General features: G+C 62.1%; 12 protein-coding genes. 10 read left to right on the top strand and 2 right to left on the bottom strand.

Annotated features, from left to right (window positions below):
* The first annotated feature begins 87 nt into the window (after window positions 1–87).
* Both AB4Y32_RS31210 and AB4Y32_RS31205 read left to right on the top strand, forming a co-directional pair.
* A complete protein-coding gene (locus tag AB4Y32_RS31210; protein ID WP_368725013.1) occupies window positions 88–1074 on the top strand; it encodes a helix-turn-helix domain-containing protein in 987 nt (328 codons plus the stop codon).
* Window positions 1075–1279: 205 nt separating this feature from the next.
* The gene (locus tag AB4Y32_RS31205; RefSeq protein WP_368725012.1) at window positions 1280–3772 is read left to right on the top strand and encodes a glycogen/starch/alpha-glucan phosphorylase; all 2493 of its coding nucleotides are present in this window, start codon (window positions 1280–1282) and stop codon (window positions 3770–3772) included.
* Window positions 3773–3789: 17 nt separating this feature from the next.
* Here the strand turns inward: AB4Y32_RS31205 and AB4Y32_RS31200 are convergent, their stop codons facing one another.
* Window positions 3790–4692 carry a DMT family transporter gene (locus tag AB4Y32_RS31200; RefSeq protein WP_368725011.1) on the bottom strand — a complete coding sequence of 301 codons (903 nt, stop codon included), beginning with the start codon at window positions 4690–4692 and terminating at the stop codon, window positions 3790–3792.
* Between the two features lie 612 nt (window positions 4693–5304).
* Between AB4Y32_RS31200 and AB4Y32_RS31195 the strand changes: the two genes are divergently transcribed.
* The 7 genes from AB4Y32_RS31195 to AB4Y32_RS31165 all read left to right on the top strand — a co-directional run bounded on the left by AB4Y32_RS31195 (window position 5305) and on the right by AB4Y32_RS31165 (window position 14197).
* Window positions 5305–6048 carry an N-acyl amino acid synthase FeeM domain-containing protein gene (locus AB4Y32_RS31195; protein ID WP_368725010.1) on the top strand — a complete coding sequence of 248 codons (744 nt, stop codon included), beginning with the start codon at window positions 5305–5307 and terminating at the stop codon, window positions 6046–6048.
* Window positions 6049–6216: 168 nt separating this feature from the next.
* Entirely contained in the window at window positions 6217–9138 is a 2922-nt protein-coding gene (locus AB4Y32_RS31190) for a putative bifunctional diguanylate cyclase/phosphodiesterase (protein ID WP_368725009.1), read from the top strand.
* 434 nt (window positions 9139–9572) lie between these two features.
* Window positions 9573–10475 (top strand): LysR family transcriptional regulator, encoded by a 903-nt coding sequence (locus tag AB4Y32_RS31185; RefSeq protein ID WP_368725008.1) that lies wholly within the window; start codon window positions 9573–9575, stop codon window positions 10473–10475.
* Window positions 10476–10719: 244 nt separating this feature from the next.
* Window positions 10720–12045, top strand: a complete 1326-nt coding sequence (locus tag AB4Y32_RS31180; protein ID WP_368725007.1) for an MFS transporter — start codon at window positions 10720–10722, stop codon at window positions 12043–12045.
* Window positions 12046–12087: 42 nt separating this feature from the next.
* Entirely contained in the window at window positions 12088–13128 is a 1041-nt protein-coding gene (locus AB4Y32_RS31175) for an amidohydrolase family protein (protein WP_368725006.1), read from the top strand.
* Window positions 13125–13793 carry an RraA family protein gene (locus tag AB4Y32_RS31170; RefSeq protein WP_368725005.1) on the top strand — a complete coding sequence of 223 codons (669 nt, stop codon included), beginning with the start codon at window positions 13125–13127 and terminating at the stop codon, window positions 13791–13793. The genes AB4Y32_RS31175 and AB4Y32_RS31170 overlap by 4 nt, the downstream gene beginning before the upstream one ends.
* Before the next feature lie 11 nt (window positions 13794–13804).
* On the top strand, window positions 13805–14197 hold the full coding sequence (locus tag AB4Y32_RS31165; protein ID WP_368725039.1) for a hypothetical protein: 393 nt from the start codon (window positions 13805–13807) through the stop codon (window positions 14195–14197).
* Window positions 14198–15001: 804 nt separating this feature from the next.
* Here AB4Y32_RS31165 and AB4Y32_RS31160 read toward each other — a convergent pair.
* Entirely contained in the window at window positions 15002–15307 is a 306-nt protein-coding gene (locus AB4Y32_RS31160) for a hypothetical protein (protein WP_368725004.1), read from the bottom strand.
* A 161-nt stretch (window positions 15308–15468) separates the two neighbouring features.
* Here AB4Y32_RS31160 and AB4Y32_RS31155 point away from each other — a divergent pair, with 161 nt between their 5' ends.
* Window positions 15469–16383 carry a LysR family transcriptional regulator gene (locus AB4Y32_RS31155; RefSeq protein WP_368725003.1) on the top strand — a complete coding sequence of 305 codons (915 nt, stop codon included), beginning with the start codon at window positions 15469–15471 and terminating at the stop codon, window positions 16381–16383.
* Window positions 16384–16438: the final 55 nt, after the last annotated feature.

The following is a 16438-nucleotide window of genomic DNA, read 5'->3' as shown; positions in this document are numbered from 1 at the left end:
TTCAAAGGATTGCGAAAACGTCTGAAGAAGTTCGTCTTGTCAATCGATGCATGCCGCGCATGTCTCGATGAATCAGCTGGAGGAATCATGTTTGTCGCAGAGAACGCGCGTCAACGCGCCGACGGATACAGGGGCAGTGTTTCAAGCTTTCAACGGATCGCGTTCGTGCTGACGGATGCGTGCGACCTGTTGGGCGTAACCGTCGTCGCCGAGGCGCTCGAATGCGCGAGCGAACTGGCGGGCGTTCAGCATGCGTGCAAGTACGGGGTGCAGTTACTGTCCGCAAATGGCGGCCTCGTGAAATGCCATCGTTCGCTCGTCGTGTCGACGGGCAAACTGGGCGATACGATCGGGACGCGATTCGCGTGCGTGTTCGTCGCGGCAGGGCCGAACGTAGACGAGGTGTGCAACGGGCTGTCGCATGCAGCGTGGCTGCAGCGCGTCAGGGCAACAGCCACGCCCGTGCGGTTTCTCGCAGCCGATACCGTGCACGTTTCGGAGCGTGATCGCGTCGTCGAGGAGTCGCAGGCCAAAGCAAGATTATCCGGCGCGATCAAAGCGGCCTTCGAAGTCATCCGCGACGATATGGGCGAGTCGATTGCGCGCGAGGCCTTGCATCGCACGGTCAGCGTACACGTCGACACGATTCTGTCATCGACCGACGCGGGCATGACCACGGCCGACAAGGTGCGCGCGGCGGGGCAATGGCTCAGGAACAACTGTCACCGTCCCGTCAGCGTCGCCGATGCCGCGCACGCTTGCGCGATGAGCCAGCGTACATTGCTGCGCTACTTTCAGGCGTGCCTCGGGACTTCGCCATCGGAATACCTGCAACGGGCGAGGCTCGATCTGGCTTGCGTGCTGCTGGCCGAAACCTCGCTGCCCGCAGACAAAATCGCACGGCGTGTCGGTCTGACCGACGGCGGCAGGCTCGGCAAGCTGTTTCGCCGATGTCTAGGGAAGTCGCCGACCGAATATCGCGCGTGGCAGCATGCCAGGACGAATGGTCTGCAGCCGGTCCATGCGAACGAGCGGCCGCGCGAGGTTCCGGCGGACATGGAGGCCGCTGCGTGAACCGCTTTCGCCGATCGGCATGCGTGGAGTTGCGCACCCGATAATCGTCAGCGGAAAGCCCTCGCGGGTCATCGAGCTTGCAATCCTTGCGCCGTAACATATGCTGGCGTTGAGGTTCGCTCGGCCAGGGCGCGGATCGTGCCCCGAATCGGCGAACGGCGCGGCATCGTCATGCCTTCGACGCGGCGAATCGGGAGGAAGCATCGTGACCACCAACCCGACATCAGACGTAACCCCGAGCGTCGGATCGGCGCGCACCGGGCTCGACGCCGATGCGCTGCGGCGCGGCGTGCTCGACAATCTGATCTGCCTGCAGGCGCGTCCTCCCAGCATCGCTACGCCGTACGACTGGTACATGGCGCTGTCGTACAGCGTGCGTGACCGCATGCTCGCGCGCTGGGCCGCGACGATCCAGAACTATGTAGCACGCGACCTGCGGGTCGCGTGCTACCTCTCCGCTGAATTCCTGATCGGCCCGCAGCTCGGCAACAATCTCGTGAACCTCGGCATCGAGGACAACGCGCGTGCCGTCATGCAGTCGCTCGGCCAGGACCTCGATGCGCTGCTCGCGCTGGAGGAAGAGCCGGGGCTCGGCAATGGCGGGCTCGGCAGGCTTGCCGCCTGTTATCTGGACTCGCTGGCGACGCTCGAGATACCGTCAGTCGGCTACGGCATCCGCTACGAGTTCGGCATCTTCGATCAGGAGATACGCGACGGCTGCCAGGTGGAAGTCACCGACAAGTGGCTGCAAAAAGGCAACCCGTGGGAGATCGTGCGCCCGAGCGTGTGTTACTACGCCGCCTTTGGCGGGCATACGGAACAGTGGACCGACGAGCAAGGCCGCTTTCGCGTGCGCTGGTTGCCGGCACGGATGGTCAAGGGCGTGGCCTGCGATACGCCGGTGCTGGGCTTTCGCGTGAACACGTGCAACACGCTGCGCTTGTGGAAAAGCGAGGCGATCGAGTCATTCGATCTGCAGGACTTCAATGCAGGCGATTACTACCAGGCCGTGCAGGAAAAGGTGATTTCGGAGACGCTGTCGAAGGTGCTCTATCCGAACGACGAACCCGAAGCCGGCAAGCGGCTGCGTCTTGCGCAGCAGTACTTCTTCGTCTCCTGCTCGCTGCAGGACATGTTGCGCATTCTCGATCTGAAGGGCGTGCCCGTCTCGCGTTTCGCCGACATGTTCGCGGTTCAGCTGAACGACACGCATCCGTCCGTCGCGGTTGCCGAGCTGATGCGCCTGCTCGTCGACGAACGGCTTGTTCCCTGGGACGAAGCATGGGACATCACGTGCCGCACGCTCGCCTATACCAACCACACGCTGTTGCCCGAAGCGCTCGAAACGTGGGGCTTGCGGCTCTTCGGCAGATTGCTGCCGCGTCCGCTCGAAATCATCTACGAGATCAATCACCGGTTCCTCGACGACCTGGGGCGAAAGTATCCGGGCGACGAGGCGCGCGTCGCGCGCATGTCGCTGATCGATGAGAGCGGCGAGAAGAAGATTCGCATGGCGTACCTGTCGACGATCGGCAGCCATGCCGTCAACGGCGTCGCGGCGTTGCATTCGACGCTGCTCAGGCAGACCGTGCTGCACGACTTCGCGGAGCTGTGGCCCGAGCGTTTCGACAACGTCACCAATGGCGTCACGCCGCGTCGCTTCCTGCTGCTGAGCAACCCGCGTCTTGCGCGGCTGCTCGACGCAACAGTGGGCGATGGCTGGGTCACTGATCTCACACGGCTTCGCAGGCTCGAAGCGTACGCCGACGATCGCGCGTTTCAGGAAAAATGGCGTGCCGTCAAGCATGCGAACAAACACGCGCTCGCGGGACAGATTCGCCACGTGACGAATATCGACGTGGACCCCGATGCGCTGTTCGACATTCAGGTCAAGCGCATCCACGAGTACAAGCGACAGCATCTGAATGCGCTCTACATCGTCACGCTTTACCAGCGTCTGCGCCGCAACGTCGAGCAGGGCGCCGTGCCGCGCTGCTTCGTGTTCGGCGGAAAGGCCGCGCCGGGTTATGCGATGGCGAAGCTGATGATCCGGCTGATTACGGGCATCGCCGAAGTCGTGAACAACGATCCCGCGATGCACGGCAGGTTGAAGGTTGTGTTCTTTCCGGATTTCAACGTGAAGAATGCCCAGTTCATCTATCCCGCCGCCGACCTGTCCGAGCAGATTTCGACTGCGGGCAAGGAAGCGTCGGGCACCGGCAACATGAAGTTCATGATGAACGGCGCCATCACGATAGGCACGCTGGACGGCGCGAACGTCGAAATCCGCGAAGAAGCCGGCGACGAGAACTTCTTCCTCTTTGGCCTCACTGTCGCGCAGGTGGAGCGCGCCAGGCGCGAAGGCTATCGTCCTTCTGCGCATGTCGAAAGCAATCCGGAGTTGCGCGAGGTGCTCGACCTTATCGCCGGCGGACATTTCTCGCGCGGCGACCATCACGTGTTTCGGCCGCTGGTCGACAATCTGCTGCACGTCGACCCGTTCCTCGTGCTCGCCGATTACGCCGATTATGTCGCGTGCCAGGAGCGCGTGAGCGCTGCGTGGCTGGACCCGGCACGCTGGACTCGCATGTCGATACTCAATGCGGCGCGCTCGGGGAAGTTCTCATCCGATCGCGCGATCGCCGAGTACTGTGAGCGGATCTGGAAGATCGCGCCTGTAAAGATCTCGCTTGAATGACTGCTGGCGAGCGCCGATCATCGCGACTGCGAGGTTGCAATCGCAACGCCCACCACTGCAACACCCATTGCCCACCACGCGGACGGCGGCAGCGTTTCTCCGAGGAACGCATAGCTCATGAGCGCCGCGGCGGGCGGCACGAAGAAGAACAGCGCAGCCACCTTCGACACCTTGCCGGCGCGTGTCATCGCTAGCAGCAGGCTGATGGCGATCAGTGAATTGCCGAGCACGAGATACGCCATGACAGCCGTGAAGGTCCCCGTCCATTGCACGTGGCCGTGCTCGAACAACATGGCCATCGGCGCGCAACACGCGAGGCCGACCGCGTACTGAACGAGATTCGCCATCAATGGATCGTTCGATGCGGCCGTGCGCTTTTCATAAAGCATCGCACCCGTGATGCCGAGCAGCGCGCCGATTGCGAGCAGCACGGGGCCCAGCGAATCCACGTGGACGCGGCTGCGCGCAACGATGACGCCCGCCGCGCCTGCGAGACCGAGTATCAGCCCCGTCCAGCGGCGTGCGCCGACGCGTTCGCCGACCAGCTTCGGCGCCAGCACGCCGACGAGTATCGGTTGCAGCGAGACGATCAGCGCGAGCACCGAGGTCTCGATGCCCGCCGTCATCGACAGATAGCTCAGCCCGAAGTACAGCACCTGCACGAGAAAGCCGACGACGATCAGATGCTTCCACGCATGCAGCCCGCGCGGCCACGCGGGCCGGCGCACCGCGCACAGCACGACGAGCACGCTGACGCTCAACGCAAAGCGGATTGCCAGAAAGGTGAGGGGCGACGCGTAGCGCAGGCCGATCTTCGCAATCGGGAAACCCGCGGACCACAGCAACAGAAAGATCACGGGTCCCGCGACCGTCAGCCAGCGTTGTCCGTCTGCTGGCACTGCTCTCGACACCTGTTCCATTTCCTTCCTTGTTCGTTGTGAAGTCACGGTGGGTGATTGCAACGCACATTGCCCGCATTGACAAGCGAGTCAGTCCCAAGACGCGCGAACGGCCGATGGCGGTGGCGCGGCAAATCCAGATTCCGTGAGGCGCGACTGGATTCTTTGGCCGGCCGCAAATCCAACGCCGCTTCCACACGCGACGCCTGCCCGGCAAATCAAAGCATCCCTTCCCAGGCACCTTTTGGGTGCGTAGCGCGACGGCACCAGGCCGTTCATCTTCAACCGGGCTTCCATCCGTGTACTTCCCGTGACACAGGAACGTGCAGAACTTCCCGCTTCTCATCGACCCGACCGGCTACGTTCGGCAGTGGCCGGGCCGCCTGCTTGAAAAGGCGGCTTTTTTGTGCCCGAGCGGGTGTTGTCCGATGAAAAGTGCCACCATCGCATCAGAGTCGGCTTCGATTCTGACAGCACGCGCTACACCCACTATCAGGTGGATGCCAGTCCCCGTCGTACTGCGAAGTGAATTTGAAGGACCGCCTCTTGGCTGCCGCTGTCGTTCCGGACCCGTTCCCGGACATAGGGAACGTCAGCGGATGTCTGTTCTACGACCAATAAAAGGGATGAAAAATGGAAATTCTCGAGCTCAACCACGAAGTCATCCGTACTGCACGCAACAGCGAAGCGAACCAGAAAGTTGCGAACATCGGCCTTCAGGAGCCGGAACGTCTGCCGTTTACAGTACGTATAGCCGTCACCCGCGAGGACATCGCGAAAGCCGTGGCCGTCAGGCGCAGCGCGTATGGGCGTCATTTGCCCGAGTTCGCGCGAACGATGACCATCGAGGACGTCGACCTCGCGCCGGGCACGACGATCCTGCTCGCGGAATCGCGGCTCGATCGCGCACCAATTGGCACAATGCGGGTTCAGACCAACGAATTCGCCGGGCTGCCCGTCGAGCATTCGATCGAGCTGCCGTCCTGGTGCGCGTCGGGCCGGCTGGCGGAAGCGACGCGTCTGGCCGTAGTGGGGCCGTCGAGCGGCCGGATGGTCAAGATGATGCTGTTCAAGGCGCTGTTCCTGCTGTGCGAGCAGCGGGGCATCGACTGGCTGCTGATCACGGCGCGCTCGCCCATCGACCGTGAGTACGAGACGATGCTGTTCCGCGACATTTTTGCCGATCACCGTTATGTTCCAATGACCCATGTCGGCGGGCTGCCGCATCGGGTGATGGCGGGCGAGGTATCCGCGGCGCGCCGGCGCTGGGCGGAGGCGAAGCATCCGCTGTACAGGTTCGTGTTCGAAACGCCTCACCCGGACCTGATCCTGACGCAGCCCGCGCAGGGGGCGGTCTGCCTCGAGGCGGCGGCGTAATAATTGCCGGCCAGCCATCGGCGCCGCGTTATTTGCAGGGATAATGCGGTTGCGGGTGGCGGATCAAATGACGGAAAGAGCACGGCTGTGCGTTATCGGGTTGCACAGCCGTCACAAAACAGGCTTTGCCGGATTGGGGGTGCCGCAGACATGATGCGGTCGCGATGGTTGTCAAGAATACTACGTAGCGCTGGCTCGTCGATCGACGCGTGGCTGGACGCGTTCTCCATTTACGGTGTGCCGGCCGCGGTTGCGATCGGCACGGTCGTCGTGCTGGTGTGCCTGCCGCATGCTTTCCAGCCGAAAGCCGCGCAGCCACTGCAGTTCAAGGTATTCGACGACAAGACCGCGTCGATGGGGCCCGTGGAGGCCCGCGCAGCGCTGTCCGGCGCACGCGAAACGATCCGCTACGGCACGAAGCTTTCGGAAACCCCGATCTGGCTGGAATTCCTCGCACCCGCATCCCGTTCGGCAGACCGCATTCTCGAATTTCCGTCGCGCCACGCCACGTCGATGCAGTGCTGGGTCGCTTCGAATCTGACGCCGCTCGGCCATGCCGACCGCGAGCACCAGACGGTGCCGATGCGCGCAGCCAAGGCCGGCTTTGCCATTCCGCTCGACGCAAACGATAGCGCAAACGTGATCCTGTGCCGCGCGACGTATTCCGGGCCGGCCCAGGTATCGGTGCTGTCGTGGGGCATCGACGAATTTCACGTCTCCGAACTCGACTTCCAGGAAGGCGCCGCGCTGATCGCCGGCGGCCTGCTGACTCTCGCGTGCTTCGTGTTCGTCACCGCGCTGATCAATCGCGAATGGACGTACGTGCTGTTCTCGATGTGGCTGGTCGGCAATCTGCGCATGTGCGCCAACGCGATGGGCTGGGACACGCAGTGGGTCGACCGGACGATTCCTTCGACGTCGATCGCCTTCTTGCGGGAATTGAGTTTTGCCGCGTACTACATCGTGACGGGCACGCTGTTCAGCCGGCTGTTCCGCCGGGAGTTGCGCCATACCGGGTTCATCCGGCTCTATCGGACGGCGCAATGGACGGGCGTGCTGCTGCTGGTCGCCGCGCTGGTGCTGCCGTATTCGCGCTTTATTCTGGCGCTGTGGTCGTTCGGCGGCTTCGGCATCTGCGTGCTGATCCTTCATCTCGCGCAGTTCGTCAGGAAGGCGCGCTCGCGCACGGTGATGTGGTACGTCGGCTCGCTCGCGGTCGTGCTCGGCTCGACGTTCTCGGAGCTGATCGGCGCGGTGTTCGGCTTTCCCGCGCTCGCGGCAGGGGTGAGCCCCGTGCTGGCCGCGCTCACTTCGAGCATGATGGCCGCGTTCGCGATCGCCGAGCAGATGCGCGCCGAACGGCAGCATCGCCAGCAGGCCGAAATCGACTTGCGCAACACGTACGACGTGGCGCCCGTCGGGCTTTTCACGCTCGATGCGATGGGCCGCTTCGTTCGCGCGAACCCGGCGCTGCTGCAGATGCTCGGCCTCGACAGGGCGTCGTACCGGATGCACCACTGGAATGATTTCTTCGAAGCGGGTGCGTGGGGCAAGCTCGAGTCGTTCCTGACGGGCGGTTTGGCAGGCGCGAGCGGCGAAGCGGGTATCAACGGCATGACGCTGCTCGGGCAGTCCGACCGGCGCTTTCAGATTTCGGCGATCCGCTCGGGCCAGTTCATCGAGGGATCGCTGCAGGACGTGACGGAGCGCTCGAAGGCCGTCGAGCGTTTGCGTTTCCTCGCCGAGCACGATTCGCTGACGGGCCTGCTGAACCGGCGTGGCGTGGAGAGCGCGATCGCAGCGCAATCCGAGACGCTTTCGCGCTGGGTGCTGGTCTATATCGATCTGGACCGCTTCAAGCTGATCAACGATCTGTTCGGCCATCAGGCGGGCGACGAAGTGTTGAGGCTGGTCGCGAAACGCATCGTCGGCATGCTCGACGAGCGCTGCGCGATCGGGCGCATCGGCGGAGACGAGTTCGTCTGCATCATGAAGGACGTCTCGATCGACGAAGCGCTCGAACATTGGACCAACGTCGTGAACGCGATCAACGATATGCCGTATCAGGTCGGCAACCGGGCGTTCATGGTCAAGGCGTCGATCGGCCTGACCGAATGCGAGCACGGCATGCGTGTGCAGGATGCGCTCGCGCACACGGACCGTGCGTGCCGCGAGGCGAAGCACAAATCGGGCAACAGCATCGTTGCGTACCGGCGCGGCGCCGCGGCGTTCGAACACCGCGCGGCCGAATTGCGGCTCGTCGAGTCGTTCCGCGGCACCAGTCTCCCGCCGGGGCTGTTCCTGCTGATGCAGCCCATCATGTCGCTGTCCGCGCCTTACGATTCGCTGAACTTCGAAGTGCTGCTGCGCATGCGCTCTCCGGAAGGGCAGCTCATCACGCCGGACCGCATTCTGAGCGCGGCCGAAGAATCGGGCGCGATCGCCGCCATCGATATGTGGGTCGTCAAGACCACGCTCGAATGGATCTCCGGGCATCAGGCGCATCTTGCGAATACGCAGTTCATCTGCGTGAACCTGAACGGGGCGTCGCTCAACGACGAGCGTTTCACGCGCGAGATTTTCGATCTTCTGGTGGAGCACCGGCCCGTTTTGCAGTACCTGTGCCTCGAAATCACCGAAAGCGTCGCGCTGCACGATCTGGAGAACACGCAGCGCTTTATCGCGCGCATTCATGACCTCGGTGCGAAGATTGCACTCGACGATTTCGGCGCGGGCTATACGTCGTTCCGTTATCTCAAGGTCTTGTCTGCCGACGCATTGAAGATCGACGGCGAATTCGTGCGTTCGATGCGCGAGCATCCAAAGGACGTGGCGATCGTCGAGGCGCTGGTCTCGCTCGCGGGCGCGCTCGGCATGCGCAGCGTCGCGGAGTGGGTCGAGGACGCCGATACGCTCACGATGCTCAGGGAACTCGGCGTCGACTACGTGCAGGGCTACGCGATCGCGCGGCCACTGGAGCCCGAGCTGATTCTTGCAGCGAAGTCGTCCGCGCACTTCGTGACGGATTCCGCCGTGGCGAGCGCGATCAGCGCGCAGGCGCGTTCGAACGATCCCTTCGAGATTTATTAGGCTCTTGTACTGAACTGGCGCGCGGTCTCCGCATCGAGGACTCGCGCGCCGAAGCGCTTCGTCGCTTCATCCAATTCCACGCTTCTCACAGAAGGCATCGGTGCCTGGTTAGGCGCCGATGACGCTTCACGTCCGCTTTCCACGAATATAGCCCTCGCTTCGCTCAATTCATTCGACGCTGACGTTACTTCGTGCAAGCGTCGCCGACCGACGCGACGACACTTGAACATAAAAGAGTCCCGCGCATGGGGGCGCGTGACAAACGTCGATTACTACGAGCTCCATGTCAGGATATAAAGCCGTGTCTTGACAATGGAACTATCGATGCCGCGAACATTAAAAAGCAAAGATAAAGCTTATGATTCTCTCGTAGCATACACATGCGTTCGAACGCTTACTGATGACCAACGATTTCGAAGCATCGACAGAACCTGATGAATCTTAGAGCGCTTCAATGTTTCGTGACGCTTGCCGAGGAGCTCAATTTCAGCCGCGCCGCCGAACGTCTGCATATTGCGCAACCCGCGCTGAGCCAGCAGATACGCGCATTGGAAGAGCGGCTCGGCACGCAACTGATCGATCGCACGCGCAGGCCGCTGCGTCTCACGGAAGCGGGGCAATACCTGAGCACGGAGGCGCGTCAGATCATCGGCTCGATCGAACAGGCGACGCTAGGCACACTCGAAGTCGGCATGGGCCGGCGCGGCTGGCTGAGCATCGGCTTCACGCGCTCCGCGATGTACAGCATCTTGCCGCCCGCGCTCAAGGCCTTTCACCGCGAATATCCGCAGGTCGAGCTGAAGCTTTATGAAATGCTCACCGATGAGCAAAGCGACGCGCTGCGCGACATGCGCATTCATGTCGGCATCGGACGGCAGCCGCTCGCGATGGAGGGATATACGACGCGTGTGCTATTGCGCGAGCAGGTCGTGGTCGTGATGGCGCTCGATCATCCGCTCGCAAAACGCAAGAAGGTACGGATAGAGGACTTGGCGGACACGCCGCTGATCCTCTATCCGAAGCATCAGAATGCGCAGTACAAGCGCTCGGTGCTGTCGCTGTATCGCGATGCAGGCGTGACGCCGCTCGTCGCTCACCAGACCTACGAAATCCAGACGGCGATCGCGCTCGTCGCGGCTGGCCTGGGTGTTACGGTCGTCGGCGAATCCGTTGCGCGGCACGGGCGCACCGACGTCGTGTACCGCCACCTGACGGGCCCCGGTTCATCGCAACGCTCGACGCTCGCCGCCACCTATCGCTCCGACGATACGTCGCCACATCTGCGCGCATTTCTGCGCTGTCTTCCGTCTCCGCCCGACCGTAATGGCGCACTATAAGGCGGCGCTTATAGAAGCATAAGCATCTCGTCTTGGACTTTCTGCCTTCGCGTTCATAACATCGATCACATAGCAGATTCCGTCGCAAACGATCTGTGTATCCGTCGCGGACGATACGCACGCGGCATGCAACGGAACACTGCTGACGGCCACTACGCGTGGCCGTTGAATTGGCGGCCGGCTCGAAAGGCCCGGTTAGAAAAGAGCGCAGCGACGGCCACGTCGCGCACAGGCAGGAGACAGCATGACTCACATCGATGAAGCTGCAACGATGCGAAAAGTTTATGGGCGGCTCATGCCCTTGCTCTTCGCGATGATGTTCTTCAACTACCTCGACCGCATCAATATCGGTTTCGCGGCTCTCGACATGAACAGCGACATGGGCTTCAGCCCGGCCGTATTCGGATTCGCCGGCAGTATTTTTTTCGTCGGCTACATGCTGCTCGAAGTGCCGAGCAATCTGTTGCTTCATCGCGTCGGCGCGCGCCGCTGGATTGCGCGCATTCTGCTCACATGGGGCGCTGTCGCGGCAGCGACGGCATTCGTCTTCAACGACACCAGCTTCTACGTGCTTCGCTTCCTGCTGGGTGTGATGGAAGCGGGCTTCCTGCCGGGCGTTGCCGTCTATCTGACCAAGTGGTTCCCCGAACGCTACCGCGCACGCGCCGTGGGCGGCTACATCATTGCAGGTTCGTTTTCGGCGGTGCTCGGCGGGCCGATCTCGACGACGCTGATGACCTACGCGGACGGCGTGCTCGGACTGCATGGATGGCAATGGATGTTCATCCTCGAAGGCGTGCCGGCGATGCTGCTGGGCCTCTTGACGCTGCGCATCATGACCGAGCGGCCCGCCGATGCCCCATGGCTCTCCGACGACGAGAAGCACTGGCTCGAATCGACGCTCGCGGCGGAACGTGAGGCGCTCGGCGGCCATACGCACGTTTCTCTGCTGCGCGTCGCGGGCGATATCCGCGTGTGGAGCCTTGCGGGTCTGTTTGGTTGCGCGCTGGTCGGCATCTATGGGCTCTTTCTGTGGCTGCCGCAGATCGTCAAGAGCCTCGGTCATCTGAACAACATCGAAGTCGGCTTTCTGTCCGCGGCGCCACCGCTGCTAGGTGTGCTCGGCACGTTCCTGATCAGCCGCAGTTCCGACCGCTCGGGCGACCGCAAGAAGCACCTCGCATTCGTCTATGGAGCCAGCGCGATCGCTATCGCGGGCAGTGCGTATGCGCCGAATCCGCTGCTGGCTTATGCGCTGCTCTGTATCACAGGACTCTTTATCTACGCCGGGAATCCGCTCTTCTGGAGCCTCGCGTCTTCATTTCGTACGGGTGCGGCTGGCGCGGCAACCATCGCGCTGATCAACACCATCGCGCAGTTCGGCGGACTGGTCGGGCCATGGAGTATCGGATTGGTGCGCCGCGCGACAGGCAACTTCTCGCTCGCTTTGCTGACGATCGCAGCGTTCCTCGTGATCGCGACGATCATCGCGCTCGTCATGCGCGTCACGCCGCCGGACGAAGACTCATCGTCGGCGCTGGCGCGTGGGGACGCCGCCACCGGCAGTTAAATGCCGATTCGATTCATCGCACAGACTCAAAAGGTTCGCTTCATGATCATCGATTGCCACGGCCACTACACGACATCGCCGCCGCAACACGAAGCCTGGCGCGCGAAGCAGGTCGGCGCGCTGCAAGACGGTACGACCGTGCCGCCGCGTCCCGTCATCACCGACGACGAAATCCGCGAAAGCATCGAAACGGGCCAGCGGCGCATCCAGCGCGAGCGCGGCACGGACCTCACGATCTTCTCGCCGCGCGCGGCAGGCATGGGCCATCACCTCGCCGGCGCAGAAGCGAATGCCGTCTGGTCCGGCGAATGCAATGATCTCGTGCATCGTGTTTGCACGCTGTTTCCGCGTCATTTCATCGGCGTATGTCAGTTGCCGCAGTCACCCGGCGTATCGCCCGCGAACTGCATCGCGGAACTGCGTCGCTGCGTGCAGGAACTCGGGTTTATCGGCTGCAATCTGAATCCGGACCCGTCGGGCGGTCACTGGTCAGGCCCGCCACTGACCGACCGGTCGTGGTATCCGTTGTACGAAGCGATGGTGGAACTCGATGTGCCGGCGATGATTCACGTATCGTCGTCGTGCAATCCGAACTTCCACGCGACGGGCGCGCATTACATCAACGGCGATACGTCGGTGTTCATGCAGTTGCTCACGGCCGATCTGTTCGCTGACTTCCCGACCTTGCGCTTCATCATTCCTCATGGCGGCGGTGCCGTCCCTTATCACTGGGGACGTTATCGCGGACTCGCGCAGGACATGAAGCGGCCGCTGCTGCGTGAGTATCTGCTGAAGAACGTGTTCTTCGACACTTGTGTCTATCATCAGCCGGGCGCCGAACTGCTCGCGAAAGTGATTCCCGTCGAGAACATTCTCTTCGCGTCGGAAACCATTGGCGCTGTTCAGGGTGTCGATCCCGAGACCGGACACTACTACGACGACACACGGCGCTATATCGATGCGATCGAATGGTTGAGCGACGCGGACCGTCAGCGCATCTACGAAGACAACGCGCGGGCGTTATATGGACGAATGACCGCGCAACTCGATAAACAATTGACTACGGAAGGGGCGATGATATGAATCCGATCGGCTGGCGCGAATATGAATCGGCTCCGCAGGTGAGCACGGCGACGCTCGACGCGTTGCGCGAGCTTGCCGTGTCGCTGCTCAGCGACAACATGGCCCGCGCAAGCGGAATAATGGGCCTTCAGCCGTATCACCGCCGCAAAGCGATGGCAGGCACCGCCGTGACCGTGCGCACGCGTGCGGGCGACAACCTGGCCATCCATCGTGCGTTCGACTTTTGCAGGCCTGGCGATGTGCTCGTGATCGACGGCGGCGGCGAGCTGACCCAGGCGTTGATGGGCGACATCATGGCTAGCTATGCGGAGAGTCTCGGCGTGCAGGGGCTTGTGATCGACGGCGCGATCCGCGATGTCGGCGCAATACGTCAGCGCGATTTCCCCGTCTATGCGCGAGGTTTCACGCATCGCGGTCCCTACAAGAATGGGCCGGGTGAAATCAACGTGCCGGTGACGGTCGGAAGAATGGTGGTGAACCCGGGCGACATCATCGTCGGCGATGAGGATGGTCTGCTGGCCATCGCGCCTTCCGATGTCGAACGTGTGATCGAAGGCGCGCGCAAGCAAGGAGCGAAGGAAGCGGCTGCACTGCAATCGATCACCGAGGGACGCTTCGACAGATCATGGGTGTTGCCGCATCTCGACCGGATGATGCGCGGGTGAGTCGCCATACCATGACACCGTACGTGGACGCCGCGGCTCTCGTCGAACTCGCGCAACGCGCCGAAGAAAACGCGGCTGAATCATGCTCATGTACCAGAACATCGCTGGATGGCTGGCAATCGCAACCGCTTTCCATCGACGAAGGGCAACTCGTCGAAATCGCAACGCTCGTACGCGAAGACGATCCCGAACCGACGTTCGCCGAATACCGCCCTGGTAACGTTCAGTATTGGTCCGCGGATGCGCCCATCGCTCCGCGCTACTTTCCATACAATCGTTGTGGCGTATGGCAGTGCACGCAATGCAACCGGCTCTATCTGCGCTATACAGAAGGCGGAGGGTACTTCGTCGACCGACGAATCCGTGCGCTGAAATCGCATTCGATTAAAGACGTGCCGCTCTGATCCCATGGTCACACTGCACCGCAGTCGTGACCAGTCCCGATACGGTTGGCTGTGCGCGGCACTGCCAACACCACGACTCCCGCCGACTCCTAAACACGCCTTTCGACATGTCGCCTTCAGTTCGGCAGCGATATAAGCTTGCTTGGGCCTAACCACAACGGAATGGCGCGTTTATCTACGGCCAGATTCGCGAACTCAGTGGCGTGGTGTTCAAAAAACTTACTGTAAATATATCGCCCCAATAATTGCGCCCATTCCATTTCGTCGATGGTGCAACTAATGCGGTTTAGCGCATGGCGATCGACTCCTTCGCGTCGTTGCCTGGCACCAGATAGTCGACATGGGGCGTCGATTCCGCGCCATCGCGGCCGCCACTTCGACAGCCGTCTTATGGCTGACCAGTTCATTGACCACGGACCGCGCTTCGACGCCGCGCGTGAGATTGCGCAAGATCCAGTCGCGCACGGCGCGGGAAAATCAACCGTAGTCGACATCGTGCAGGAAGCGCCGTGGGCAACGAGGGGCAACCCGTTATTTTCAGGCGCGTTCTTGTCGGAGGTATGACAGGAGCGGAAGAGTAGCCCGACGCATCTTCACGGTTCCCCGCAACCGCTGCGAGTGTTTCGCTACGAGATCGTCACTATGACGATGCCTCATAGCGAAGGACACGCTACTTGTGCTGTTTCCTCATCATGTCGAGTGCGATAGTCGAATGGGCAAAGGCAGCGCCGGCGCGCATCTCGGCCGCGACCCAGATCGCCTCCATGATCTCGTTCGAGTGCTTCCAGCCAATGCGGCTCGCAGTCAATCGGTGATCGTCTCGCGGATCGCCCGCTGCTCGATCGCGCGACGCCTGCGATTTTCCCGAATTGGATTCGCGTAATGGCGCGCCCGCGAACGCGCATCGGCGAATGCGGGGCGAAGCGGTTTGATGTCGATGCTATTCGATGACGTTGCGCCGGCAACGTCATCGTCTTCACCGAGGTACGCATATCGCCCGTGATCCTGTCCACCGATCAGCAGTTGTTCGGGAATATGCGTGGCCAGCAATACGGTCGCCCAGGCCCCTAATGCCAATGCCGTTCCTCCGGCAATGATCAGTTCCATCATGATTTCACCTCTTATCCAGTTGCCGTCCCGAGTCATGCGCGTCGGGACAGTTCAGCTTTGACCGACCTCACGACCATTGTCCGGTTGCCCTTGTCAATAGGCAAATGCATTATCATTGCAAATGAGTGCAATAACTTTGCTATGAAACGATGGACATCACGTTGGCGCGCACTTTTCTGGAAGTCTCTGCGAGCGGCAGCTTCATTTCGGCCGCCGAGCGTCTGCACCTCACGCAGACGGCCGTAAGCGCACGGATCAGGACGCTGGAGGAACAGCTTGGGCGTCGGCTTTTCGTGCGCAACAAGGCGGGCGCGCGTCTGACGACTGCGGGCGAACGCTTCGTCCAGCACGCGACGACCCTGGTTCAGGTGTGGGAGCAGGCCCGCCAGCATGTGGCGCTGCCGCCCGGACGGGAAGAGGGCGTGAGTCTCGGCGGCGAGCTCAGCTTGTGGCATCCGCTTCTCGCCGACTGGCTCATCTGGATGCATCGCGAGTGTCCAGACATCGCGTTGCGGGCGGAGGTCGACAGCCCGATGCGATTGCTCGATCGCGTGCACGAAGGCTCACTCGACATCGCCGTTCTCTACAACCCGCCGCAACGTCCGGATCTGGTTTCCGAACTGCTCGTCGAGGAAAGGCTGGTCATGGTGACGAGCGCACCGGACGGCGCGATGAACCCCGCGCAGTATGTGCTCGTCGATTGGGGGCCGAGCTTTGCGGCGAATCACCAGGCGGCTTTTCCCGAACTGAGCAACCCGCCCGTCTCCATTTCGCTCGGCCCATTGGCGCTTACTTATCTGTTGTCGGTGGGAGGATCGGGCTATTTTCGTATCGGCACCGCGCAACCGTTTCTTGCGGACGGGCGCCTGCGCCTCGTCAAGGGCGCGCCGGAGTTTTCATGGTCGGCGTATGCCGTCTACGCGCGACGACAGGAGGGGCACGTCATCGAACGGGTCCGGCACGGCCTGCGCGCAGTCGCCACCCCTTACGACGAGCCGCAGCATGGCGACGATATCGGTTCCCGGCCCACTGTGCGGGGCGGCAAGCGACGAAAAGGCACGACCAGGCGCGGCTGACTGGGTAGGCCCGGAGCGTGTCGATAGCGTGCGTGCACGCTAGCCTCGCAGTTCT

The sequence above is a fragment of the Paraburkholderia phymatum genome, assembly GCF_040965635.1.
Classification (GTDB): domain Bacteria; phylum Pseudomonadota; class Gammaproteobacteria; order Burkholderiales; family Burkholderiaceae; genus Paraburkholderia; species Paraburkholderia phymatum_B.
Note: the sequence above shows the minus strand (reverse complement) of the source record. Positions and strands in the feature narration are given on the sequence as shown.